General features: G+C 61.1%; 23 protein-coding genes and 2 pseudogenes. 15 read left to right on the top strand and 10 right to left on the bottom strand.

The genetic code is table 11. The features are described from left to right. Positions 1–10 precede the first annotated feature (10 nt). The 3 genes and pseudogenes from FGE05_RS30525 to FGE05_RS26610 form a co-directional block, all read left to right on the top strand. Positions 11–787 (top strand): annotated as a pseudogene (locus FGE05_RS30525) (MCP four helix bundle domain-containing protein); the annotation flags it as partial. A gap of 69 nt (positions 788–856) precedes the next feature. Then, positions 857–1,645, top strand: coding sequence for a methyl-accepting chemotaxis protein (locus FGE05_RS30520; RefSeq protein WP_373682524.1), 789 nt, complete (start codon positions 857–859; stop codon positions 1,643–1,645). A 13-nt stretch (positions 1,646–1,658) separates the two neighbouring features. Then, on the top strand, positions 1,659–2,429 hold the full coding sequence (locus tag FGE05_RS26610) for a phytanoyl-CoA dioxygenase family protein (RefSeq protein WP_139649639.1): 771 nt from the start codon (positions 1,659–1,661) through the stop codon (positions 2,427–2,429). Here FGE05_RS26610 and FGE05_RS26605 read toward each other — a convergent pair. Next, a complete protein-coding gene (locus FGE05_RS26605; RefSeq protein WP_175386743.1) occupies positions 2,408–3,013 on the bottom strand; it encodes a TetR/AcrR family transcriptional regulator in 606 nt (201 codons plus the stop codon). The two genes, FGE05_RS26610 and FGE05_RS26605, sit on opposite strands and share 22 nt — an antisense overlap. Positions 3,014–3,133: 120 nt before the next feature. On the opposite strand from FGE05_RS26605, the gene FGE05_RS26600 reads away from it, so the two are divergent. After that, the gene (locus FGE05_RS26600) at positions 3,134–4,612 is read left to right on the top strand and encodes an amidase (protein ID WP_139649635.1); all 1,479 of its coding nucleotides are present in this window, start codon (positions 3,134–3,136) and stop codon (positions 4,610–4,612) included. Positions 4,613–4,644: 32 nt separating this feature from the next. Here FGE05_RS26600 and FGE05_RS26595 read toward each other — a convergent pair whose 3' ends face one another. After that, positions 4,645–5,013 (bottom strand): cupin domain-containing protein, encoded by a 369-nt coding sequence (locus tag FGE05_RS26595; protein WP_041023897.1) that lies wholly within the window; start codon positions 5,011–5,013, stop codon positions 4,645–4,647. A gap of 99 nt (positions 5,014–5,112) precedes the next feature. Next, entirely contained in the window at positions 5,113–5,304 is a 192-nt protein-coding gene (locus FGE05_RS26590; RefSeq protein ID WP_041023896.1) for a DUF1508 domain-containing protein, read from the bottom strand. Between the two features lie 166 nt (positions 5,305–5,470). Here FGE05_RS26590 and FGE05_RS26585 point away from each other — a divergent pair, with 166 nt between their 5' ends. Beyond that, on the top strand, positions 5,471–6,397 hold the full coding sequence (locus FGE05_RS26585; RefSeq protein WP_139649633.1) for a LysR family transcriptional regulator: 927 nt from the start codon (positions 5,471–5,473) through the stop codon (positions 6,395–6,397). 304 nt (positions 6,398–6,701) lie between these two features. Beyond that, complete coding sequence (locus FGE05_RS26580; RefSeq protein ID WP_139649631.1) at positions 6,702–7,064, top strand: 5-carboxymethyl-2-hydroxymuconate Delta-isomerase; 363 nt, start codon at positions 6,702–6,704, stop codon at positions 7,062–7,064. Positions 7,065–7,121: 57 nt separating this feature from the next. Here the strand turns inward: FGE05_RS26580 and FGE05_RS26575 are convergent. Next, positions 7,122–7,394, bottom strand: a pseudogene (locus tag FGE05_RS26575) (LysR family transcriptional regulator); the annotation flags it as partial. Positions 7,395–7,912: 518 nt separating this feature from the next. Here FGE05_RS26575 and FGE05_RS26570 point away from each other — a divergent pair. The 8 genes from FGE05_RS26570 to FGE05_RS26535 all read left to right on the top strand — a co-directional run bounded on the left by FGE05_RS26570 (position 7,913) and on the right by FGE05_RS26535 (position 16,349). After that, complete coding sequence (locus FGE05_RS26570) at positions 7,913–9,295, top strand: glutamine synthetase family protein (protein ID WP_139649629.1); 1,383 nt, start codon at positions 7,913–7,915, stop codon at positions 9,293–9,295. A 166-nt stretch (positions 9,296–9,461) separates the two neighbouring features. Beyond that, positions 9,462–11,111, top strand: a complete 1,650-nt coding sequence (locus FGE05_RS26565) for a phosphoethanolamine transferase (protein WP_139649627.1) — start codon at positions 9,462–9,464, stop codon at positions 11,109–11,111. A gap of 69 nt (positions 11,112–11,180) precedes the next feature. Next, positions 11,181–11,822, top strand: coding sequence for a class I SAM-dependent methyltransferase (locus tag FGE05_RS26560; RefSeq protein WP_139649625.1), 642 nt, complete (start codon positions 11,181–11,183; stop codon positions 11,820–11,822). Between the two features lie 121 nt (positions 11,823–11,943). Beyond that, positions 11,944–13,077 (top strand): ribonuclease D, encoded by a 1,134-nt coding sequence (gene rnd, locus FGE05_RS26555; RefSeq protein ID WP_139649622.1) that lies wholly within the window; start codon positions 11,944–11,946, stop codon positions 13,075–13,077. Continuing rightward, positions 13,074–13,367: a YcgL domain-containing protein gene (locus FGE05_RS26550; protein WP_024780406.1), complete on the top strand. Its 294-nt coding sequence runs from the start codon at positions 13,074–13,076 to the stop codon at positions 13,365–13,367. The genes rnd and FGE05_RS26550 overlap by 4 nt, the downstream gene beginning before the upstream one ends. A 125-nt stretch (positions 13,368–13,492) precedes the next feature. Beyond that, positions 13,493–14,425, top strand: coding sequence for a D-2-hydroxyacid dehydrogenase (locus FGE05_RS26545; protein ID WP_139649620.1), 933 nt, complete (start codon positions 13,493–13,495; stop codon positions 14,423–14,425). A gap of 209 nt (positions 14,426–14,634) precedes the next feature. Further along, entirely contained in the window at positions 14,635–15,084 is a 450-nt protein-coding gene (locus FGE05_RS26540; protein ID WP_024780408.1) for a YcgN family cysteine cluster protein, read from the top strand. Positions 15,085–15,116: 32 nt separating this feature from the next. Further along, a complete protein-coding gene (locus FGE05_RS26535) occupies positions 15,117–16,349 on the top strand; it encodes a hypothetical protein (RefSeq protein ID WP_139649619.1) in 1,233 nt (410 codons plus the stop codon). A 322-nt stretch (positions 16,350–16,671) separates the two neighbouring features. Here the strand turns inward: FGE05_RS26535 and FGE05_RS26530 are convergent, their stop codons facing one another. From FGE05_RS26530 to FGE05_RS26515, 4 genes are all read right to left on the bottom strand, one after another. Next, a complete protein-coding gene (locus FGE05_RS26530; protein WP_139649617.1) occupies positions 16,672–17,049 on the bottom strand; it encodes a DUF2892 domain-containing protein in 378 nt (125 codons plus the stop codon). A 77-nt stretch (positions 17,050–17,126) separates the two neighbouring features. Further along, the gene (locus tag FGE05_RS26525) at positions 17,127–17,597 is read right to left on the bottom strand and encodes an RNA methyltransferase (protein ID WP_003198862.1); all 471 of its coding nucleotides are present in this window, start codon (positions 17,595–17,597) and stop codon (positions 17,127–17,129) included. Positions 17,598–17,782: 185 nt separating this feature from the next. Then, positions 17,783–18,157: a YajD family HNH nuclease gene (locus tag FGE05_RS26520; protein WP_003184246.1), complete on the bottom strand. Its 375-nt coding sequence runs from the start codon at positions 18,155–18,157 to the stop codon at positions 17,783–17,785. A 48-nt stretch (positions 18,158–18,205) separates the two neighbouring features. Continuing rightward, on the bottom strand, positions 18,206–18,892 hold the full coding sequence (locus tag FGE05_RS26515) for a spermidine synthase (protein WP_139649615.1): 687 nt from the start codon (positions 18,890–18,892) through the stop codon (positions 18,206–18,208). Between the two features lie 75 nt (positions 18,893–18,967). Between FGE05_RS26515 and FGE05_RS26510 the strand changes: the two genes are divergently transcribed. Beyond that, entirely contained in the window at positions 18,968–19,255 is a 288-nt protein-coding gene (locus FGE05_RS26510) for a hypothetical protein (protein WP_139649613.1), read from the top strand. Between the two features lie 123 nt (positions 19,256–19,378). On the opposite strand, the gene FGE05_RS26505 is transcribed toward FGE05_RS26510, so the two are convergent. Together FGE05_RS26505 and FGE05_RS26500 are read right to left on the bottom strand one after the other, a co-directional pair. Beyond that, on the bottom strand, positions 19,379–19,852 hold the full coding sequence (locus tag FGE05_RS26505; protein ID WP_041020195.1) for a cyclic nucleotide-binding domain-containing protein: 474 nt from the start codon (positions 19,850–19,852) through the stop codon (positions 19,379–19,381). A gap of 201 nt (positions 19,853–20,053) precedes the next feature. Then, complete coding sequence (locus FGE05_RS26500) at positions 20,054–22,108, bottom strand: S9 family peptidase (protein WP_139649611.1); 2,055 nt, start codon at positions 22,106–22,108, stop codon at positions 20,054–20,056. Positions 22,109–23,244: the final 1,136 nt, after the last annotated feature.

Raw genomic sequence — 23,244 nt, 5'->3', positions numbered from 1 at the left:
AGTAGTTCCCATGCTGCGGTTCTTTGCCGACCTGGGCTTTCGCTGGAAAATCACCTTGCCAATCGCTTTTCTGGCGTTGCTGTTGGTGTTGATGGGCTGGTCGGGCGTGCGTGGCATCGATCAGGTGACTGACTCCAGTACGGAATTGACCAAGCGTTATCTGCCGGCCATCAGCCTGCTGCTCAATGCCGACCGGGATCTCTACCAGGCGTTTGTGGCCGAGCGCAGCCTGCTTGTCGGCAATGCGGGCGATCATGTGCAAGCACTGCGCACCAGCCATGCCGAGAATCTGAAGCAGGCCTATGATCGCGTGCACAAGTACGCAGCGATGCAGCCGGGGGCCGATGCACTGGCGCTGGTCAAACAGTTCGATGACAGTTTTGCCCAGTGGGCACAGCTGTCGCGACAAGTGGTCGAGCAGGCCGCGACCAATCCGCAGGCGGCCAGCGCCCTGAGTTTCGGCGACGGCGAAAAGCGGTTCGACACCATGCGCGATGCCATCGACAAGCTGGGCGAGCTGGAAGACCAGGCGTCGCTTAACGAGGGGCAGGCGGCGATCGACCATGGCGAAGCGGTGGGGCGGCAACAGGGCGGCATTTTGCTGATCGGCCTGCTCGGGTGCATCCTGCTGGTTTTTGCCCTGCCGCTGGTGGTGTTGCGCCCGATGCGTCGATTGCTTCACCGCGTCGAGCAGATTGCCGAGGGCGGCGGTGATTTGAAGGGGCGCCTTGAAGTGCGTTCGGCTGACGAGTTGGGGCAGCTTGGCAGTGCTTTCAACCGTTTCCTCGACAAGCTCCAGCCGCTGATTGCCGAGGTGGGCCGGGTGACCGGGGAGGTCGATGCTGCGGCCCGCACCATGGCCAGTATGGCCGCGACCAATGATCAACTGATCAGCAGCGAACATGCAGCGCTCGATCAGGTCAGTACCGCCGCCACCCAGATGAGCGCGGCCGTGCATGAGGTGGCGCACAGCGCCGTGAATGCCTCGGACGCCGCCAAACAAGCCAGCAGCCAGTCCCGCGACGGCGCCGAGGTGGTCAGCAGCACCGTGGATTCGATCCGCCAACTGGCCCAGGAAGTGGAGAGCGCCTCGGGCACCATCGGCGCATTGGCCCAGGAAACGTCCAGCATCGGTGCCGTCCTCGAGGTGATTCGAGGCATTGCCGAACAGACCAACCTGCTGGCACTGAACGCTGCCATTGAGGCCGCGCGGGCTGGCGAGCAGGGCCGCGGTTTTGCCGTCGTAGCCGACGAAGTCAGGGCCCTGGCGGCACGTACCCAGGACTCGACCAAGGACATCCAGGTGCGTATCGAGCGGTTGCAGAGCGGCGTGGCGAAGGCCGTGCAAGCCATGCAGGCCGGCAGCGACAAGGCTCGCGACAGCGTCGAGCGCGCCGCGGGCGTCGATCAGGTGCTCAGCGGCACCAGTGGCTCGATACAGCGGATCAACGACATGGCCGCGCAGATTGCCAACGCCTGTGAAGAGCAGAGCAGCGTCACCGAGGAGATTGCCCGCAACATCTCCGACATCCGCGACCTGTCCAACGAAGCGGCAGAGAACTCCGCCCAGAGCATGCAGGCCAGCCGGCAGCTATCCAATCTGTCGAAGAGCCTGGCGGAACTCACCGGCCGCTTCCGCACCTGAGTCGGGCACGGCCGTGTCTACCCGCAAGTCCCAGGCGGCGCTCACCCGCGACCGCCTGCGGGCCCTGCATCAGGACGGTTTCGTGCTGCTGCCGGCAGTATTGAATGCTGCGCAAGTCGGGGCACTGCGCCAGGCAATCGACCAGCTCAGACCCCAGCACTGGGATTACAGCGGTGTCATCGATCATTACAAATGCGTTTTCAACCGCGACCCGTTCTGGCTGCCATTTCTGGAGGTGGACGGGGTGATCGAACTGGCCGAGGCGGCCTTGGGGGATGATTGTCATGTCATCGGCCAGACGGCCTGGCGGTGTCATCCCGGTTTTATCGGGGCGCCGCTGCACCTGGATTACCTGCCGATGGCCCTGCCAGCGAGTCTCTTGGCCGACCCCGCCTTCGAGTTGCCCATGCAGATCTGTACCGCGCAGTTCTATCTCGATGACATCGATGCCGACTTGAGCCCAACCCGGGTGATTCCCGGCAGCCACCGGGCGGGGCGGGCGCCTGTGGCGGGTGAAAGCCAGTGGTTGGGGCATGCCGCGCAGCCGATGTTGTGTCGGGCTGGCGATGTGCTGGTGCTGCGCAGCGAGTTATGGCATGCAGGCAGCGACAACCGGACTGCCGACCGCACGCGTTACCTGCTGCAAGTGCACTATGGCCGACGCATGGTGGCGCAGAAGTTTTCGCCTTACCTGCACTGGCAATTCAACCCGGCCGTGCTGGCGGCCGCGTCACCTCGTCAGCGGCGCCTGTTGGGCGAACATCAGGAAGCCGAGTACGACTGACTGTCCGGCGCCCCAATCCCAAGGCGTTTTTCGACCATCTGCAACAGGTGTTCCGCCACGTTGCTCACCCCCTTGTTCTGGGCGACAACCTGGGCCCCTTCAAGCAGGAATGTCAGCTCGCAGGCGATGGCTTGGGCGTCGGGCAACTTCGCCTCCTGGCACAGAGCGACCAGCCGCTGGTACTGACGTTGCTTGTGCGCCTCGATCAGTTGCCGCGCCGGATGCTGGGGGTCGGCCAGTTCGGCCAGGCAATTGGTGAAGGAGCAGCCGCGGTAGCCGGCGCGAGCCAGATCCTGCGCGATAAATTGGCTGAAACCCAGCAGTTGCTGGATCGGCTGGCCTGGCCATTGCGTCGCGAGGTCATCGAGCACCCGGCTGTACTGGGCGGTGAGCAGACGCAGCCATTCCAGCACCAGCACATCCTTGGTTTCGAAATGCCTGTACAGGGTCATTTTGGTCGAGCCGGCGAGGGCGGCGATGGCATCCACGGTCACCCGGGTAATGCCTTGTTCGACAAACAGCGCATGCGCGGCATCAATGATGCGTTCACGCGGCGGCAATTGCGCGATGCGTTCGGGGTGAATGAGCTTCAACGTGTTCTCCGAGGATTGAGATTTTCGCTTGACATGAATACTACACGGTATTGCATGATACCAAACAGTATCGCTCGATACTATGTGGTATATGTCTGGGTAGGAGGTCATATGAATCGCTTTGAATACGTCGAACAGGACGCTGTAGGTCTGGCGCAGTTGATCAGGGATCGCCAGGTCAGCCAGGAGCAGGTGCGCAGCGCCGCGTTAGCGGCCATCGATGCCGTCAATCCCCGTATCAACGCGGTCATCGAGGTTTGGGAGGATGAGCCAGAACCTCAGTCGGGGCCTTTTTTTGGCGTGCCCTTGCTAGTCAAGGACCTGGGGTTGACCGTGCGCAATCGTCGTAATGAATTGGGCAGCCGTCTGGCTGCGGGGTGCGTTGCCCCTGAGGATTCCGAATTGATGCTGCGGTTGCGTCGGGCAGGCCTGTTGCCCCTGGGGCGCACCACCACGCCGGAACTCGCTGCCAGTACCACCACCGAGAATCGTGTAGATGGACCGACTCGTAATCCCTGGGATCTGGCGCGCAGCGCGGGTGGTTCAAGTGGCGGCTCGGCCGCTGCGGTGGCGGCTGGAGCGGTTCCCGTCGCCCATGCCACCGATGGCGGCGGCTCCATTCGCGTGCCCGCCGCGTCCACTGGCCTGTTCGGTCTCAAGCCAGGTCGTGGCCGTCTGCCCATGGGCCCCTATGTTGACGAAGTGTGGTCCGGGTTGGCGGTGCACGGTGTGTTGAGCCGGACGGTGCGGGACACCGCGGCCTTGCTGGACTGTCTGCACGGTCCCGCCGTGGGCGACCCGTTCCACGTAGCGCCCCCTGCCGGACCCTATGCCGCCTTGTTGAATCGCGACCCCGGCCCCCTGCGCATTGCCGTGCAGCATCGGGCCTTGAACGGCCAGTTGAACGCACCCGCAGTGGATGAAGCCCTCGACCGGGTGTGCAAGTTGCTTGAAACCCTCGGACATCGGGTCATTCCCGTACCTGCGGACATCGGACTGAGCTGGGAAGCATTCGTCGACCTCAATGCCTGCTTCTGGTCCAGCAATACCGCAGCCTGGATCGACGCCCTCGCAAGCGCGACCGGACGCCCGATCGATGCCAGCACCCTGGAGCCGGCTACCCTGGCCTTGTACCGCATGGGCCAAGACTTGAGCGCCATGCAGTTGCTGGGTGCGATGCACAATAGGAATCTGGTGACCCGGCACATGGGGCAGGTGCTCACCGAGTACGACGTGTTGCTGACGCCCACGCTGCCAGACGTCGCCCCGTTGATCGGGGAGTACAACGCCGGACAGGAGTTACTCAGCGGGCGCGAGTGGATGGCCCGGGTATTCAACTACTCGCCGTTCACCGCGGTATTCAACGTCAGCGGTTGTCCGGCCATGTCCGTGCCCCTGGTCCATGACACGCGGAGCGGCCTGCCTATCGGGCTGCAATTCGGAACGGGTTACGGTCGTGAAGACCTGCTGCTGCAACTGGCCGCACAGCTGGAACGTGCGATGCCCTGGCGCGGCCGACGACCGACCGTGTGGGCGGGAGATCGGGATACCCAAGCAACGTCCCCTACGGAGCACGCACCGAAAGGTTGATTCGCCCTCCGATGAGCGTGCGGAGATCGATCTCAGATCCAGACATCGTTGTCCGCCGTTCGCTCATGGGTTTCCCCCGTGTTGATGACCCCACGCGGTTCGATCAACAGCACTTTCACTTCCTGTGCGGCCCAGGGCTTGTGTTCGATGCCTTTCTTGACGACGTACATCTCGCCAGGGCCGATGGTCACCGCACCGTCGCGAAAATCGATACGAAGCTCGCCTTCCAGCACGATGAAGGTTTCATCGGTGTCGGCGTGGGAATGCCAGACGAAATCGCCTTCGAGCCGGGCGACCTTGAACTGGTAGTCGTTCATTTCAGCCACGACCTTAGGGGCCCACTGATCCTGGAACAGGGCGTATTTCTGGGCAAAGTTGACAGGGGAATCATGGGTAGCCATCGCGCAATGCTCGCTGTTGTACTTGGATGAGGCCGCAACAAGCTGCTCGACAGGCAGGCCTGGCGGAGCAGCTGATGGGCGTTATGGTGTGACGCTGTGTCAGATTTCCTTCACTGGCGTCTCGCCCTGGACGTTCTTGATCAACCCGATGACGTGCAGGCAGTCCGCCTTGTTCACATAGGATTCGCCGCTGGCGATCGTTTCGTGGTTACCTGCGCGCAAGCGCCAGCGCCATTGGCCTTTTCCGCTGCTCTGGGTGCCTCGGGTCTGTCTGTAGATTTCAAAGTACATCGGTTCGCTCCCTGCGATTGACTCATTCAAGACATGTTTTTGAACATGTCGTCGAAAGCCTAGCCAAGCTGAAAGTTTTCGCTATCGGAAATACGTTTCCAATGGTTATGAGATATTGCCGATAATGACAGCGTTCGCTCGAACTGACTCGAACCGGGAGCAAAGGATGAACCGCAACGAATTGCGCAAGGCTGACATCAACCTGATGGTGGTTTTCGAAACGCTGATGCTTGAGCGCAATGTGACACGGGCGGCGGAAAAACTGTTCCTGGGCCAACCCGCTATCAGTTCGGCCCTCAACCGATTGCGCGCGCGGTTCAACGATCCGCTGTTCATCCGCGTCGGCCATCGCATGGAACCCACGGCGCGGGCGGAGGAGATCATCCAGCACTTGTCGCCGGCATTGGACTCGCTGTCGGCGGCCTTGAGTCTGACCCATGACTTTGACCCGGCCAGCAGCACCATGACGTTTCGTATCGGCCTGTCGGACGATGTCGAGTTCGGCCTGTTGCCACCGCTGTTGCGCAGCCTGCGCCAGGAAGCGCCACAAGTGGTGTTCGTGGTGCAGCACGTCGATTACTGGCGGATTCCCGATTTGCTGGCGTCCGGCGACATCACCGTGGGGATCAGTCAGACCCGCGGGTTGCCGGCCAATGCCAAGCGTAAACTGTTGCGACACATCCAGCCTTGCGTGTTGCGGGCTGATGCCTCGCAGACACCGCTGACGCTGGACGACTATTGTTCGCGGCCCCACGTGTTGGTGTCCCATACCGCGAACGTGGCCGGATTCGCTGACGAGTGGCTGGCCGAGATCGGTCGCAAGCGTCAGGTGGTGTTGTCCGTGCCGCAGTACAGCGCGTTGCCGGCGTTGCTGGCCGGCACCGATATGATCGCCAGCCTGCCGGACTATACCGCCGTCGCCATGGCTGCTTCGGGCCAGTTGTTCAGCGAACCCTTTCCGTTCAAGACTCCGACCCTGGACCTGTCCATGGTCTGGCTGAGCCATGTCGACACTGACCCGGCGGAACGCTGGTTGCGGTCCCGGCTGGAGGCGTTCATGAGTGAACGCGGGGCCCCTATACCAGTTGGCTAACAGCACTTTCCTGTGGCGAGGGGATTTAGCGAAACGTCGCACCGCCCCGCTGGGGCGCGAAGCGGCCCTCTGCGTCGGACCTGACACACCGCAGCGACAGTTGGATTTTTGGGTCTGCTTCGCAGCCCAGCGGGGCGGTGCGACGTTTCGATAAATCCCCTCGCCACAAAGTTCTGTGTTTATCCCTGGAATCTGGTTTAACCAAAAAGCTCTGCTCCACAGGATTCTGTGCTTGGAAGCCAAGTAGGCGTATGGTTGCGTCGGCTGAATTCACGTCGTCACATTTCGAATCGGAGTCGAACACATGCCCCACCTGCATCTCGAGTACACCGCCAACCTGCCCGAGCTGAACGCTGACGTCGCCTTGCTGCGCTTGAATAACGCGCTGGTGGCGTCCGGTCAGTTCGCGGAGACGGACATCAAGAGCCGGGCCGTGAAGGTCGAACACTTCCGGGTGGGCACCGGTTTGGGCGAGCGTGGTTTCGTGCACGTGCAGTTGGCGTTGTTGAGCGGTCGTTCGCCGGAAATCAAGAAGCAACTGGGGGAAAGCCTGTTGACCGTGATCCAGGAGTTGGGCCCTTGGCCGGCTGGTCTCAGCGTGCAGTTCAGCGTGGAGACCGTCGATATGGATCGCGGCTGCTACGCGAAGGCTATCCTCGACAACTGAGGCTCAGGCGTCAGCCGGGTGCAGGCTTCGATCGCCCGTTCGTGACATGGGTGAGCCGGCACCGGCGTGACACTGGTTGATGCTCTGCAAGATGGTGCGCACATGATCGTACATGCCCTCGGCTTTGAACGTGGGGCGCATGCCGGTGCGGGTATTGATGAACAGCTCGTCCTTGAAGCAGGTCCGCAGTTTCTTCAGGCAGTAACTCACCGTTGACTGGCTGACACACAATGCCTCGGACACGCCGCTGACGCTGCTTTTTTCGTACACGGCGCTGAACACCATGAGGTCCTGCATATCGAGCTTTCTGAGGGAGTTACTGTTTAGCATCCGTTGCTTCTCGCTGTGCTCCTTGCGCGGATCTTGCGCAAACAAGATCCGTGATCCTAACGGAACGATGGTCCCAAGTGAATGCCGTGGGGGCTGTTTCGCTGTCGGGAACGGGACAGATAATGTAGGGAATACGACGAACAGATCGTCTTTCGCTACCAGGAAGATTGTTTAGCGCGTTCGCACCCACGCTCCAGCAAATCCAGGTTTAACGACGCGGGTCGGCGTGGGACGCTCGCGGGGTGTGTTTACTGTGATGCGCTTATGGACGGTCGGCCCGCAGCACTCCTTTACCCAGCATCTGCCGCGGTCGGTCCGGTCGGTCGACTCACGCTTGTCCTTGCCCCATCACTGTCTGCGCTGCCCTCCGAGCTGGCTTTTTGGGCCCTCTGGCATTGTCGCCATGCCCGTCCTCCGGATGTCCGTATTTCCTGTTGATAACTCACGGTGACCGTCACTGACGGGCACAGACTGACGGCGCCTTGACGCCCGTCCGACAAGAAAATACGAGCATTCTCATGAGCATTGCCAATCCTGCTTTCGCGCCCGTTGAACAAGCCCGGGCATTCCTGGCCCAGCACCCGGACATCGAACTGTTCGAACTGTTTATCCTCGACAACAACGGCGTGCCCAGGGGCAAGTTGTTGCATCGTGATGAGCTGCTGGCTGTTTATGAAAGCGGCCGTCCGCTGCCGAGCACGATCCTTGGACTGACCCTCAATGGCGACGACGTGGAAAACTCGGGGCTGGTATGGGAGGTCGGTGACATCGACTGCCGGGCCTACCCCATCAGCGGCAGTTTGCAGCGCATGCCGTGGCGGTTGATTCCCACTGCGGCCGTGCAGGTCGCTATGCATCCCCGGGAGGGCCTGCCGGCGGCCATCGCCGATCCGCGTTATCTGCTCAGCCGGGTGATCGAGGGTTTACAGGCCGACGGCTATTACCCGGTGATGGCGGCGGAACTGGAGTTCTATCTGCTGGACGCGCAACGCGACAGCCAGGGCCGGCCGCAACCGGCGCGGGATGCCGACGGTGGTCGGCCGCGCGCTACCCAGGTCTACGGTTTGCGCGAGCTGGAGCAGATCGAGCCGTTCCTGGCGGACCTTTATGCCGCCTGCAGACTCCAGGGCATACCGGCTCGCACGGCGATTTCCGAATACGCCCCGGGCCAAGTGGAAATCACCCTCGAACACCGCACCGATGCATTGCAAGCCATGGACGAAGCGGTGCGCTACAAGCGACTGGTCAAAGGCGTGGCGCATAAACATGGCATGGTGGCGTGTTTCATGGCCAAGCCATTCGACCATCTGGCGGGTTCCGGCATGCACATGCACGTCAGCCTGGCGGATAGCAAAGGCAATAATCTGTTTGCCAGCGAGGCCGCCGATGGCACACCGCTGTTGCGCTGGGCCATCGGTGGAATGCTCGACACGTTGCTCGATTCATTGCTGATGTTCTGCCCGAACGCCAACTCCTACCGGCGATTCCAGAGCAATAGTTACGCGCCCCTGACGGCGACCTGGGGGGTGGACAACCGCACCGTGAGCCTGAGGGTGCCAGGCGGTCCGGCCTTTTCCCGGCACATCGAGCATCGCATTTGTGGCGCCGACGCCAACCCGTACCTCGCGGCCGCGGCGATACTGGCCGGCATTCATCGTGGCATACGGGAACAATGCGATCCCGCCGCGCCCGTTGAAGGCAATGGTTACGCACAAGCGAACCGTTTATTGCCCACCGACTGGCTTACCGCCCTGCGTGCGCTCGAGGCTTCGACCTGGGCGCAAGAAGCTTTCGGTGGCGAGTTCCTTGGTGTCTACCTGGCGGTCAAACGCGCCGAATACCGTCAGTTCATGGGCGAGGTGGGGGAGCAGGACTGGCGTTGGTACCTGAATCAAGCCTGACGGCTGCGTCAGGTTTGTCGCTTAAATAATAATTTAATAGCAACTTTTTCACGAAAAATTGATGGTGGGCTACCTAAAGTTTGTGCTGCCGTAGGAAACGAATTTTTCACACTTTTCTTCGGCCCTTCTTCTCCAAAGAGCAACTTTCAGGAAAACGCCCACCATCATGCTGACCATTAAAGCCGTGCGCCCCGAGTGGGTGACGCTGATTGCCAGTGCCTTTTTATTAGTCGGCTTCAACGTCATTCTCTGGCAGCACTTGCTGACGATCACGACGGCTGACGGTCGCGGCCTGCTGATGTGCGCGGCCTTTGGCGTGATGATTTTCTGCGCATTCAACCTGGTGTTGACGCTCGTGGCATTTCGCCCGGTGCTCAAACCCGTGCTGATGTTGATCTTCCTGATCAGCGCCGGCGTGGCGTATTTCATGGCCCAATACGGTGTCTTGATCGACGTCGGCATGTTGCGCAACTTTGCCGAAACCAATGCCACCGAAGTCCGTGACCTATTGTCGCTGAAGTTATTTGCCTATCTTGGATTACTTGGCGTCTTACCTTCCTGGTTACTATTCAAAACACCGATCAAGTACCGTAGCTGGCCTAAAGAGTTGTTAAGCAAGTTGATGGTCGGTGTGGCGTCGGCGGCGATGATTGGCGTGGTCGCCCTGGCGAATTACCAGGGGCTGTCTTCCCTGTTTCGCAACCACCATGAATTGCGCCTGATGATCGTGCCAAGCAACTACATTGGGGCTTCGGTCGGCTACCTGCGTGAGCAAGTCGTGTCGGCCAAGCAACCGTTCGTCAAGCTGGGCGAGGATGCCAGTCGCAATCTGGCCTGGCAGACCCACGCCCGCAAATCCCTGACCGTATTGGTGGTCGGGGAAAGTGCTCGTGCCGAGAACTTCGGCATCCTCGGCTATAACCGCGACACCACGCCGACGTTGGATCACGAGGCCGGTCTGATCGCTTTCACCGACGTGCATTCCTGCGGTACCGAAACCGCCGTGTCGGTGCCCTGCATGTTTTCCAACATGGGCCGCAAGAACTACGATGCCAGCAAGGCCAAGCATGAAGAGGGCCTACTGGATGTACTCCAACGCGCCGGCCTGGAGGTGATCTGGCGGGACAACCAGTCCGGCTGCAAGGGGACGTGCGACCGGGTTACCCTGCAGGATGTGAGCAATCTCAAGGACCCGGCCCTGTGCGCCAACAGCGAGTGCCGGGATGAGATCCTGCTCCAGGGGCTGCAGCATTTCATCGACACCCTGGACAAGGACACGGTGCTGGTGCTGCACCAGATGGGCAGTCACGGGCCTGAGTACTTCAAGCGTTATCCCAAGGAGTACGAACACTTCACGCCGGTGTGCGAAAGCAACGCGCTGAACAATTGCAGCCGCGAGAGCATCGTCAACGGCTACGACAATACGCTGGTGTACACCGACCATGTGCTTTCGACCCTGATCGACTTACTGCGGGCCAACCAGGACAAGGTCGATACGGCCATGCTGTACCTGTCGGACCACGGTGAGTCCCTGGGCGAATACAACCTGTTTCTCCACGGCACGCCCTACATGCTTGCCCCGGAACAGCAGAAGCATGTGGCGATGCTCGCCTGGTTTTCCGACAGCTATCAGAAGTCCTTCGCCGTGGACACCCATTGCCTGCAGATGAGTCGGGAAAAGCCCTTGAGCCAAGACAACCTGTTTCACTCGATGCTTGGCTTGCTGGAGGTCAACAGCAAAGTTTATAACCGGGACCTGGATCTGTTCGCTGGTTGTCGCGGTGCAGTGATTGACGGTGTGTTGGCGCGGGAGTGATCGCCTACACTTTTTTTTCACGCCGCGCCGTTTAATCTGTCATCTGTCCATTTACCAAGAGCCGTTCGTATGTCCGGGCTATCCCCATCCAACGTCGAACTCGAGTTCGCCAGGCATCACGACCAGGAGCATGCGCAAGTCTGCTGCCAGCCGGCGCCGCGACGGCTGCGCCTGGCGTTCTGGCGTGATGAGCATATGGTGCGCAACGCCCTGAAAGTGGCCGGTGAGCCCGGGCTGGTATTGGACGTGGCGTGTGGGGCAGGGCGGTTTTGGCCGGTGCTGGCCGAACATGCCAACCGGGTGATCCTGGCAGCCGACCCATCGCCGGATATGCTCGAACACGCGCTCACCCATCATGGTGGCGCGTTGCTCAAGCGAGTCAGGACCTTTCCGAGTTCGGCGTTTACCATCGGACTGTCGGAAAACGCGGTGGATTGCATTTGTTGCCTGCAATTGTTTCGCCACGTGAGTGCCAGCGAGCATCGCCTGGCGCTGCTGCGCGAATTTCATCGGGTCAGTCGCGACACGGTCATCGTGTCGGTTCAAGTCGATGGGCGTTTCAAACTTGGCCATCCACCGCAACGGAACCTGGCAGACAAGGCCGATGTCGAGGCCGAGTTCCTCCAGGCTGGTTTCAACGTGCTGTGGCACCAAGACTTCCTGCCCGGTTTTGCGCTGACGCGGGTTTATGTGTTGCGTAAGACCAGTTAGCTTCTAATGTAGGACTATTCTTGCCGATGCGCAGGCGATTTCTCTCAGGCTCTTGCTCTATGGATGCTCGCAATCGCTGACGGCGATATATACTGCGCGCCATTCTTCAAGGGAGAGCCGTGTGGCCATCGATATTCACTGGATTCGCGACAACGATAGCCTCGGTCGGTTTTGCACCGAATGGCAGCAGTTGCCCTTCGTCGCCCTCGACACCGAATTCATGCGGGTCGACACCTTTTACCCCATCGCCGGTTTGCTGCAGATCGGCGACGGCAAGCGTGCCTACCTGATCGACCCCTTGACCATCGATAACTGGCAGCCCCTGGCGGCATTGCTGGAAAACCCGGCCGTGCTCAAGGTGCTGCACGCCTGCAGCGAAGACCTTGAAGTCCTGCTGCGCCTGACCCGCAGTCTGCCCGCGCCGCTGTTCGATACCCAATTGGCTGCCGCGTACCTGAACCTGGGTTTCTCCATGGGCTACTCGCGGCTGGTGCAGGAAGTTCTGGGCATCGAGTTGCCCAAGGGCGAGACCCGCTCCGACTGGTTGCAGCGGCCGTTGTCCGAAACGCAGATCAGCTATGCCGCAGAGGATGCGGTGCACCTGGCTGAAGTTTTCGTGCAACTTCGTCCCAAGCTTTCCGATGAGAAGTACGCCTGGGTCCTGGAAGATGGCGCTGAGCTGGTCGCCAACCTGCGCCGCGAAGTCGATCCCGATGAGGTGTACCGCGAAGCCAAGCTGGCCTGGAAGCTGTCCCGCGCGCAACTGGCCGTGCTGCGTGAGCTCTGCGCCTGGCGCGAGCGGGAGGCTCGGGCCCGTGACTTGCCGCGTAATCGCATCATTCGCGAGCATTCGCTGTGGCCTCTGGCCCGGACCCAGCCGGATAACCTCGGTGCGTTGGCGAAAATCGAAGACATGCACCCGCGTACCGTGCGTCAGGACGGCGAGTTTCTGCTGGATCTGATCAAGCGCGCTGCCAGCGTGCCGCCCGAGCAATGGCCGCCGGCCGTAGCCGAGCCGTTGCCCATCGAGGCCTCGGCACTGGTCAAGCGTCTGCGGGCCCTGGGGCAGGCTGAGGCCGAACGCCTGGGCATTGCCCCGGAACTGATGCTACGCAAGAAAACCCTCGAAGCGCTGATCAAGAGCGGCTTCCCCGAGGGCCCTTATCAATTGCCTGATTCGCTGCGTGGCTGGCGTCGCGAACTGATGGGCCAGGCGTTGCTCGACAGCCTGGCCACTGCCGGAGAACAGCCTTGAAACGTATTTGCTCCATTTACCGCAGCTCGAAGAAAAACGAGATGTACCTGTATGTGCTCAAGAGCGACGCATTGGCGCGTGTGCCTGAGCCATTGATGGCGGCCTTTGGCAAGGCGACCCATGCCTTCGACCTGGTCCTGAGCCCTGAGCGGCAGTTGTCCCGCGAGGACATCAACAAGGTACTGGAAAACCTCGACACCCAGGGTTATCACCTGCAGATGCCGCCGGCCGAAGAAGAGTATATCGAGCATTTGCCTGAAGAGTTGCTGCGACGCAACGACCCGGTCTGACGCGGTACTGAGGTACCCGTCCTGGGACTTCTTGAGACACATTGGAATTTTTTTTGACGATCGCCGCATGGATGGAGCGACACTCTGTCGGCGTTCGTCTGCACTGTTTTTGAAAGGTTTGATTCATGCGCGTTCTGATTGCCGAACACGACCATGCGGTATATGCCCAACTGTTGCGCCAGGCTGCGCCCGATATCGAAGTGCTGACCAGCGGTGACTCCGCCGAATTATCCCGACTGGCCGCTGAGTGCAAGGTCTGGCTTGGCCAGCCCGATCTGCTGGCTACCCTGTTGCGCCAGGGTCATCGCCCCCAGTGGTTGCAATCGACCTGGGCGGGCATCACGCCGCTGTTGGCCGAGGGGTTGACACGCGACTACCGGCTGACCCGTGCGGTAGGTATTTTCGGCCAGTTGATGGCTGAGTACGTGCTCACCTACATGCTTGGTCATGAACGCGAGGTGCTGGCACGCCTGGTCAGCCAGGTCGAGCGCAAGTGGGACAACCGCCAGGGGCAGGGCCTGGCGGGGCGCAAGGCACTGATCGTCGGGACGGGTGATATCGGTCAACGGGTGGCGCAGTTCCTCGTGCCGTTTGGTGTGCAGCTCTATGGCATTGCCAGCGAAGCGCGGGACCTGGCTCCTTTCGTCGAGGTTGGGGCGATGAAGGATCTGCCGCGTCTGGTCGGCGAAGTGGATTACGTCATCAACCTGCTGCCCAACACCCCCCATACCCATGACGTGTACGACGCGGCGCTGTTCAAGCAATTCAAGCCCACCGGACTGTTCATCAATGCCGGACGCGGCGTAGCCGTGGTGGATGCGGACCTGGTGCAAGCCTTGAAAGACGGGCACCTGGCCGGCGCAGTGATCGACGTCTGCCGCCAGGAGCCGCTGCCACAGCGTCATCCATTCTGGACGGCCTGGGGCTTGCTGTTGACCGGTCACAGCTCGGCACCGACATCGCCGCCGCTGATGACCCAGCTGTTCCTGGAGAACCTGCGCGCCTACCAGGCCGGCGAAGCCTTGCGCGGCGAAGTGGATTTCACCCGGGGCTACTGACCCCCAATCAGCCTTGTGGGAGCGAGCCTGGTCGCGATAGCGGTGTGTCAGTCAACATTGACACTGGATGAACCACCGTCATCGCGAGCAGGCTCGCTCCCACCGGGCGGTGGCATTGCTGTCTTACCGACAGTCGCCGACGCTTGGCCTGAAGAGGCCCCGGCACTAGACTGTCGGCCTTTTCACCACCTGATGTTGATGCTCGAGCCATGGCCGCCAAAGTCGAACCTTTCTGGATACGCAAGACCCTCGATCAGCTCGATGCGCAGGAGTGGGAATCGTTGTGCGACGGCTGTGGCTTGTGCTGCCTGCAAAAGCTCGAAGACGAAGACGACAACAGCGTTTACTACACCCGCATCGCTTGCAAGCTGCTGGACCTGAAAACCTGCCAGTGCACCGATTATCCGCGACGCCGCGAGTCCGTTCCCGATTGCATCCAGCTCACGCCGGGCAAGGCCGATGAGTTCAAATGGTTGCCGCCGACCTGCGCTTACCGGCTGGTCAGCGAGGGCAAGGACCTGCCACTGTGGCACCATCTGGTCTGTGGCGACCGCGATGCCGTGCACCACGAACGCATTTCCCAATCCGGGCGCATGCTGGCCGAAGGCAGCGTGCCCGAGGACGATTGGGAAGATCATCTGATTTTTCGCGCCGGCTGAATCGTCGGGCGTTGCATCACCGGGGAGAGCCCATGGGCGCAGGACTGAAACGGATGCTGGCGGCCGGCGGACTGCTGGCGATGTGCGGCCCGCTATGGGCGGCGCAGAAAGTCGATCTGGATTACCACGTGCACCTGCTACCCCAGAGCGATCAGGCCGAAGTGCGCTTGACCCTGGCCCGTGGCTCGGCGGTGCGCAGCCTGGATTTCGATCTTGGCGACGGCAGCCGCTACAGCGATTTCAAGGCGGACGGTCAATGGCAACTGACGCCGGGTAAAGCCGCGCGAGGCCTCTGGCACCCGAGCGCCGACAAGGCCAGCCTGACCTACCGGGTGCGCATCAGCCATGGGCGCAAGAATGGCACCTTCGAAACCCGCATGACGCCCGCCTGGGCCTTGCTGCGTGGCGACGACCTGGTGCCGTCGGCCCGGCTCGACCAGCAGGACGGCGTCGAACTGGTGGCGCGCCTGGACGTTGAATTGCCCGCCGGTTGGAAAAGCATCGAAACGCCCTGGCCACGCATCGGCAAGCAGCGCTTTCGCATCGACAACCCCGCGCGCCTGTTCGACCGTCCCACGGGCTGGATGCTCGCCGGCAAACTGGGCAGCCGCCGAACGCGCCTGGGTGAAACCGAAGTCACCGTGGCCTCGCCTCAGGGCCAGGGCATGCGCCGGATGGACGTGCTGACACTGCTGACTTTCGTCTGGCCGCAGGTGCAGGCGCTGATACCGCGCCACCCCACGAAACTGCTGATTATCGGAGCCCAGGACCCGTTGTGGCGTGGTGCCCAGGCCGGCCGTGAGTCGATTTACCTGCACAGCCGTTCGCCGCTGGTCAGCGAGCGGGGCACCAGCCCGTTGCTACGGGAACTGGTGCAGACCCTCGCCCGTGTCCATGACCGTGAACGCAGTGACTGGATCGGCGAAGGCCTGGCCGAGTACTACGCCATCGAGCTGCTGCGCCGCGCCGGCGGCATGAGCGACGAGCGTTACCAGACCTTGAACGAGCGCCTTGTCCGCGACAGCCAGGGCGTGACGACCCTGCGCGGCGAGCAGGTCAGTCCGGCGATGATTGCCAAGGCGGTGCTGTTGCTGCAGGAGCTGGATCGAGAGATTCGTTTGAAAACCCGTAACAAACGTTCGCTCGATGATGTGCTGCAGGCCGCGATGCGCCTGGAAACGGTCGACACCCGGGAATTCGTGCAACTCAGCGAGAGCATTCTGGGTGGTGCGTCTACGGTGCTGGATAACCGGTTACTCCAGTAATACCGCCATCGCGAGCAAGCTTTGCTCCCACAGGTTTTGCACCGTCTGATCCTTACCTGACTGGCATCAGGGCAAGCTTTGCTCCCACAGGTTTTGCACCGTCTGATCCTTACCTGACTGGCATCAGGGCAAGCTTTGCTCCCACAGGTTTTGCACCGTCTGATCCTTACCTGACTGGCATCAGGGCAAGCTTTGCTCCCACAGGTTTTGCACCGTCTGGTCCTTATCTGACTGTCATCAGGGCAAGCTTTGCTCCCACAGGCACCGGGGTTCCTGTGGGAGCAAGGCTTGCCCGCGATTGGCCTTTAGCTGCGCTACAAGCTCAAAGCCCGGCCTTCGGTGAATCCAACGAATCATTCCCGGTCACCGTAGCCGTGCCGGTTGCCGCCTCGGCGTTCGCCTTCATGCGGCTCAGTTCATCGCCGGCCTGCTCGATCCGGGCGCGGGCGTTGCTCAGGTTCTGACGGCTCTTTTCCAGCAGGGACTTGGCCGAGCAATGCCCGGTGATGCCCCGCGCCAGCGCCATGCCGCCGATGGCCAGTTGAGCCAGACCGATGATGCCGCCACGACGCAAGCCCTTGCCCATCATCAGTACGCCGCCAGCCAGGGAACCCGCGCGTTCCCAGCCATGTACGTTTTGTGCTGGGCGGGATTGGAACGGCGTGCTCTCGATCGGCTCGAACGGATTGTTATCGCTCATGGTCTGTCTCCAGTGTGGGAATGGGTATAAAACTGACTGCCGGAGCGAATCCGTCGTTCCATGGAATTTCCCACCGGTCAGCGGAATTGCGGTCCCGAGCGGGTGTTGTTGCCTTTGGCCATGCGGTCGTACAGCACGACGTTGACCGTGGCTGCCAGGTTCATGCAGCCGGTGGTGGGGATGTACACCACATCTTCGCACCAGTCGCGGATGTCCTTGTCCAGCGAGCCGTCTTCGGGGCCGAAGATATACAGCGCCCGGTCCGGGTGGGTGTATTCGGGGAGCGGGCGGGCACCCTCCACCAGCTCCACGGCCACCGGCACACAGCCCAGGGGCAGGATCTTCTTCAAGTCGTCGATGCCGATCAACGGAATGTCGTAGTGGACTTTCTTGGTGTCGGTGACGAAATCGGCGGCCCGTTCATAGCGCTTGCCGGTATAGAACACCGACGCCACGCCGTAGCAACCGGCGGCGCGCATGACCGAACCGACGTTTTCCGGTGATTTTGGGTTGAACAGACCGATGCAGCTGTAGCGTTTGTTGGCCACGGGCGGGGTGCCTTTGGGAAAAGGCGCGATTATACGGGGAATGGGGGAGGGTGGTCAGTTTCAAGATTGGCGGTGAAGGTTGCATCGCCATCGCGAGCAGGCTCGCTCCCACAGGAAACCGCATTCCAATGTGGGAGCGAGCCTGCTCGCGATGAGGGCCTGACAGGCGCTCGGTACCTTGTCGGTTACTCGTCTTTCTTCATCAACCCAGCCAGCGCGGCAAACGGGTTGTGCGTCGCCTTGGCGATTTTCGGAGTGCTCAGGGAGCCATCGCCAAAGTACTGCTGATCGGTGTAGCGCGAGTGCTCGTTGTCATGGCAGTACAGGCACAGCAGCTCCCAGTTGGAACCGTCCTGGGGGTTGTTGTCGTGGTTGTGGTCGCGGTGGTGAACGGTCAGTTCGCTCAGGCGCTTGCCGGAGAACTCACGGGCGCAGCGGCCACAGACGTGAGGGTACATTTTCAGGGCTTTGTCGCGGTAACCCATTTCCCGGTCGCGCTGGGCGTCAGCGAGGATGCGGTCCAGCTTCGCGGTATTGGAAGGAGGCGTTGACGAACTCATGGGTTCACCTTTGTAGATAAGACTGATGACGGTTGAACGAAGTTTAGCTCAGGCCTTGAGCTTCTCGGCAATCCAGATGGTGTGGCGGGTGCCTTTGTTGCCATGGGCGAACACCTGCACCTCTTCCGCCTTGAAGCCGGCCTTTTTCAGTTTGTCGGAAAACTGCCGGTCAGCGCTGGCCGACCAGACCGCCAGCACCCCCTTGGGCCGCAGAGCCTTAGCGCAGGCGGCGAGGCCGCCGGCCGAATAAAGCCAACTGTTGGCTTTCTGGGTCAGGCCTTCGGGGCCGTTGTCGACATCCAGCATGATCGCGTCGAAACCCTGGGGCTCGGCTTGCAGCACCTTGGCCACATCTTCCAGGCGGATCACCGTGCGCGGGTCCTCCAGCGGTCGCCCGGCCTTTTCGCCCAAGGGGCCATGATTCCACTCCACCACGCCGGGCACCAACTCGGCCACCACCACTTCGGCGTTCTTGCCCAGGTGCTTGAGGGCCGAGGCGAGGGTGAATCCCATGCCGAGGCCGCCGATCAGCACCCGCGAACCCGGCCGGCCGGCGACCTTGCGGCAGGGAATCTCCGCCAGGGCATCTTCGGAGCCGTGCATGCGGGTGTTCATCAACTGCCCGCCGTCACCGCCCTGGATCTTGATAACGAAGTCTTCGCCGTACTCGAACAGGCACAGGGCTCCGCCATTGTCGGGGATGGGGGTGGTGTCGAGCAGAACGAAACGTTTCATGGAAATCTCATGAGGGAGGGGCGGACCGGTGCGGTAGGGTCTAGCCTGAAGGTGACAGTAGCCACGGAGCCAGTGATGAAGTGCATCATTCTAACGGCCATTGCCCTGGCGGCGCTCTCAATAAGTTGTGCACAGGCCCAGCAGCCGACGATTCCGGTAAGCCCACCCAGCGTCCCTGGTGCGCCTGGTACCGCCACACCGATGCCCTACCCACCGGTCGCACCCAGCAGCGTGCCCAAGGCTGGTTCCGGCAATGACGGGCCACCCTTGCTGCCACCGATCGAGATACCCAGGCCGCCGCCGGACCAACCGCTACCGGGGATGGAGGTGAAGCCGCCCAAGGCCAAGTCGCCAGGGGGCTGACCCCGTTCTGTGTGAATGACGGGGCCCCCTGTGGGAGCGAGCCTGCTCGCGATGGCGGTGGGTCAGTCACCTGCATGTTGATTGACCTGACGCTATCGCGAGCAGGCTCGCTCCCACAGAGTGCTAGACCTGCTGCGACAGCAACTGCCCATCAGCCATGCGCAGACGCTTGGACAGGGAGACGGCGAGGGCGCGGATGATTTTTGCGGCGACCTTGGGGGCGTCGTTGAGCATTTTTTCCAGGGAGTCCTTGCCCAGGTTCAGCAGCTGGCAATCACTGGCGGCGATGCAACTGGCCGAACGCCGTTCGCCATCCAGTACCGCCATTTCACCAAATGCCCGGCCACTGCGCAGGGTGGCGATAGTCACCGCTTGCCCGTCGGGACCGGTCTTCTGCACGGCCACTTGGCCGGTGTGGATGATGCACATGAAGCTGCCGGCATCGCCCTCACGAAAAATCGCTTCGCCCTGGGCGATGGCGCTGATGCTGAAATAGCCCGACGCGGCGGCGAAGTCCACAGGTAGAAACTGATCGAACAGGCCGCAGTCCATCAGCCAGTCGCGGATTTCGTTGTTCAGTAAGGTCGGTTCTGGCATGGCTTACGGTCTTTTTTGTGTTCTTTGCAAGAGTGGGATGATCCCCGTGGGAGCGAGCCTGCTCGCGATAGCGCAGTGTCAGTCGACTTCAACGTTGAAAAGTAGACCGCTATCGCGAGCAGGCTCGCTCCCACAGTTCTGAATGGTGCCAAGGCTGGGCCCTGCTCATGGAGCTAAGACCCGGCCCTCAACCAGAGTTCCTCAAGCCTTGCCCAAAATCTTCAACACAAATGCATATTCGAGCGCTACGTCACGCAACCCCTGGTAGCGTCCGCTCATTCCACCGTGGCCGGCGCCCAATTCGGTCTTGAGCAGCAACGGGTTGTCATCGGTCTTGGTGGCGCGCAATTTAGCCACCCACTTGGCCGCTTCCCAATACTGCACGCGGCTGTCGTTGTACCCGGCGATGACCAGCAGCGCCGGGTACGCCTGGGCGCGGACGTTTTCATATGGCGCGTAGGCCCTGATCCGATCATAAACATCTGGCTCCTGCGGATTGCCCCATTCGTCGTATTCGGTGACGGTCAATGGCAGGTCCGGGTCGAGCATGGTGTTGAGTACATCGACGAACGGTACTTCGGCAATCGCGACCTTGAACAGCTCCGGGCGTTGATTGAGCACCGCGCCGATCAGCAGGCCGCCTGCGCTGCCGCCACTGATCGCCAGTTGATCGGCGGTGGTGAACCCGTTGCCGATCAGATGCTCGGCGCACGCGATGAAGTCGCTGAAAGTGTTGTGCTTGTGCTCCTGCTTGCCGGCGCGATACCAGGCTTCTCCGAGTTCGCCGCCGCCGCGCACATGGGCAATGGCGAAGGCGACGCCGCGGTCGAGCAGACTCAGCCGGGCGTGGGAAAACCAGGGGTCGAGGCTTTCGCCATAGGCGCCGTAGCCGTACAGATACAGCGGCACCGGTTGACCGAGGGCCTCGCGTTTGACCACCAGGCTGATGGGCACCTGGGTGCCGTCCGGTGCGGTAGCCCAAAGCCGTTGACTGACGTAGGCATCGGCGTCGAACGGACCCAGCACCGGGGTTTGCTTGAGAACCACCTGTTCGCCACTGGCAAGGTCCAACTGGCGGATCTGCGCCGGGCGGTTCAGGGCTTCATAGCGCAGGCGGATGCGTTCGCTGGCGAACTCCAGGCTGTTCTGCACATGCAGGCTGTAGGCAGCGTCCGGCAGTTGTACGCGATAAGCCGGCAAATCCTGTGGATGCACCTCGATGATCGGCAGGCCACCCTCCCGCAGGCTCAACGTCATGGCGCCGGCGTTCAGGCTCAGGCCATCGATCATCACCGTGTCGCTGTGGGGGATCAGGTTCCGCCAGTCGGCCTCGGTCGGCGCCACGCCCGTGTCGGGGGCCTGGTACAGCGCGAAATTGATCCCGTCGCGATTGGTACGGATCAGCCAGGTCCATTGGCCGTCGAGCAAGCCGTGGTCGACGTCGTATTCATGATGTTCCACCCGGGGTGCCAGGCAAGTGAAGGGCAGCTGGGGTTGGGCGGCATCCAGTACCCAGACTTCGCTGGTGGTCTTGCTGCCCAGGGACAGGATCAACTGCCGTTCGGAGCTCGAACGGTAGCAATGCAGGAAGAAACGTCCGTCCGGTTCATGGAACACTTCTTCGGCGGCGGTGCCATCAAGGCGATAGCGCCAGAGCTTGTGGGGACGGTGGGTGTCGTCCAGTTCGCCAAAAAACAACGTCAGGCTGTCGTTGGCCCACGTCATGCTGCCGTCGCAGTTTTCGAAGGACAGTTCGCTGACCTTGTCGTTGGACAGTTCTTTCACGAACAGCGTGTAGATCTCTTCGCCCGTGGTGTCCAGGCTGTAGGCCAGACGCTGGTGGTCGGGGCTGATGCTGAAGGCACCCAGGGAAAAGAAACCGCCATTGGCCAGCGCGTTCGGGTCCAGCAGCAACTGCTCGTGGTGTTCGTCCACGGTCAGGCTGTCATCCGCCGGGCGCGGGCAGCGGTAGTGGCGCGGGTATTCGTCACCGGCGGTGGTGCGGGTGTAGTACAGGTAAGGACCCCAGGGCGAGGGCAGGGACAGATCGGTCTCGAGGATCCGGCCCTTGATTTCCTGGAACAGGGTTTCGCGCAGTTCGGCCTGGTCGGCGAGTTGGTCTTCCTGGAAGCGATTTTCAGCCTTGAGGTAGTCGAGTACGGCGTCGGTGTCGCGTTCCTGCAGCCAGGCATACGGGTCGACACCGGGGTCCTTGCGGGCTACCGGGGCGTTGGAAACATGGGCGGATAAGGACATGAAAGGCTCTCGAACATATTCATGGTGCACGTCTGGGCAGCCTGACGGGCGAAAAGCCGTTACTATAAGCGCCTCTGTGCGACACGCGTAGCGTGTCTTCAGCTTCAAGGTGTATTGGTCATCTTGAAGGGTTTTCATAAGAAAACCAAAAAGCTCGGGTACCCAGTCTCGAGAAACAAAACCGGCCCAGAAGTCCATTACCTTCAAGGACTTGCCGCTGCGGCGGTGGTAGCCCAAGGTCGATCAGCGCTCGGAAGTTCGACCACAGAACCAGTTCACCTGGCTCTGGAGTGCCCACTAAATCCTCGGTCCTTTTAGGACCCAACCCGCGCGGGAGAAAATTCCCGCAGGGGTTTTCTCCTCCTTTTGAAACAGGAGGAAACACTTCTCAGGGCATGCTGCGATGTCAGTTCTTGCTCCCATCTATCTGAAGACTCGAGCGAAAGCTCTGCCTGTCATTGTCCATCTAGCTTGACTCCAAGTTAGCAGCGGACTCGTTGTGCGACCAACGATAGCCTAGGAAAACATGCGTCATTGGCAACGATGAGGTGTGAAGCTTTTCCAACAACGTAGCCCCCAAACGGGTCTGCACTTGCTGCGAGGCAATGCAGAGATGCTCGGAGCAGTACCGGGTTGAGGCGCCAGGCTGGTTGGCATGGGCAACATATGTGAACTGCTGATAAACGTCGTAATTATAAACAAGCCGAAACTGCTACCAGGCTTGAGCCAAAAGGCAAAGTGATCGGATACCTCTGTAGAGGCTGGGGGTACGTCGTCATCAAGGTCACCGGCGAAAAGGTAGGCCCTAAACCAATCGTGTGACAGTTGGGGAACGTGGTAAGCCCGTACAGCTGCCTTAGGGCAGGGGATCCGTAAGGTGAACTGTTGGCTGTGCGGGTATGGGATCGCAGAGAAAGCGAAAGCCGGACTGTAATGGACCGGATAGGGGTTGGAACATTACCTCACGGGAAACCGGGCAGACTTCTGCGTGGTCTTTCGTCGCATGAACTCTGAGTGAACCTGTCTCAACAATCTTAGAAATCCGAGGTTTGGATTTCACATTTATCCAGCTCTGACGGGAGCGTCCATTCCCGTCAGGGGATGCGTACGTCTTCAGCTCAGGCAATTTGAGAGGA

It is taken from the genome of Pseudomonas sp. ICMP22404 (genome assembly GCF_006227205.1).
In the GTDB taxonomy this organism is placed as follows: domain Bacteria; phylum Pseudomonadota; class Gammaproteobacteria; order Pseudomonadales; family Pseudomonadaceae; genus Aquipseudomonas.
Note: the sequence above shows the minus strand (reverse complement) of the source record. Positions and strands in the feature narration are given on the sequence as shown.